The sequence below is a fragment of the Rhodobacter sp. TJ_12 genome, from assembly GCF_020023995.1.
In the GTDB taxonomy this organism is placed as follows: Bacteria; Pseudomonadota; Alphaproteobacteria; order Rhodobacterales; family Rhodobacteraceae; genus Rhodobacter.
The window spans coordinates 1-534 of sequence record NZ_NRRD01000090.1; the positions used below are offsets into that span (position 1 = coordinate 1).

A 534-nucleotide genomic window follows, 5' to 3' on the forward strand; every position below is an offset into this window, starting at 1 on the left:
TCGTACACCCTGCGCGCCAGCCGCTGGCAGACCTTTAACGGGGTATTTATCCCGCTGCTAAAACCGGCGCTGGCTAACGCGTTTCTGATTGTGGTCGTGCAGTCGCTGGCCGATTTTAGTAACCCGCTGGTGCTTGGCGGCAACTTCGACGTGCTGGCAACGCAAATCTACTTCTACATCACCGGTTCGCAGCTTGATTATCAGGCCGCCAGTACGCTTGGTGCGTTCCTGCTGCTCTTCTCGCTGCTGGTGTTCTGCGTGCAGTACATGTGGATCGGCAAACGCTCTTACGTCACCGTTTCCGGCAAATCCTATCGCGGCGATGTGCAGCCTCTGCCGGTCACGCTGGTATGGAGCGTAGTGGCGCTGCTGTCAGTCTGGGTGGCCTTCAACGCCCTGCTCTATGGCAGCATTTTCTACGGCAGTTTCACGGTGAACTGGGGCGTGGATTATACCCTGACGCTGGATAACTTTATTAAGCTGTTTGGCCAGGGAATGAGCGACGGCGCGTGGCCTTCTCTGCTCGATACCCTG

Annotated in this window: 1 protein-coding gene; it reads left to right on the forward strand. The window is 57.1% G+C overall.

Features of this window, described 5'->3' with window-relative positions; genetic code table 11:
- Nucleotides 1–534 (forward strand): ABC transporter permease subunit (locus CKO11_RS17335; RefSeq protein WP_223641560.1); only part of this gene is annotated, 534 nt, incomplete at both ends.